Raw genomic sequence first — 687 nt, forward strand, 5'->3', positions numbered from 1 at the left:
GCGTCACAGCAACTTGGTTTTCTGTTTCAATTACAGCCCAATTAACTAGGAGGATAATATGCTTAATCACGCAGCACTTATAATCATTGATGTACAGGAAGCATTTAACTTACCGTACTGGGGCACAAGGAATAACCTTTTTGCGGAAGAAAATATGAAAATTTTGTTAGAAGAATGGAGAAAAAGAGAATTACCAGTTATTCATATTCAGCATGTGAATAAAGAAAATGTGGAGTCAATGTTTCATCTAGATGCAGAAACAGTACGTTTTAAAAAAGAAGTGAGGCCATTACCAGGTGAGATTATTATTCAAAAGGTTGTTAACAGTGCGTTCATTGGGACAAATTTAGAAGAGATATTACGAGTAAAAGATTATACTTCTTTAGTAGTTGTAGGATTAACGACAAATCATTGTGTAGAGACGACAACACGGATGGCAGGTAATTTRGGATTTACAACGTATGTAGTGAGTGACGCGACGGCTACTTTTAACCGCATCGGTCCAGATGGCACAGAGTATAGCGCAGAGGATATTCACAATATGACGCTTGTAAACTTGCATGATGAATTTGCTGCTATTGTGACGGCGAAAGAAATATTAAAAACTATTTCGATAAAATAATTGCAGAATTATGTAGAAAAAAATAAGAATATTTCGTATAATCTAAGTATAATCATTTTGAAAAT

At 34.5% G+C, this 687-nt stretch carries 1 protein-coding gene; it reads left to right on the forward strand.

Annotation, left to right across the window (positions count from 1 at the left end; genetic code table 11):
* Positions 1–58 precede the first annotated feature (58 nt).
* Positions 59–622 carry a cysteine hydrolase family protein gene (locus AC1DTM_RS30275; protein WP_088098843.1) on the forward strand — a complete coding sequence of 188 codons (564 nt, stop codon included), beginning with the start codon at positions 59–61 and terminating at the stop codon, positions 620–622.
* Positions 623–687: the final 65 nt, after the last annotated feature.

It is taken from the genome of Bacillus sp. P4_D3 (assembly GCF_056401855.1).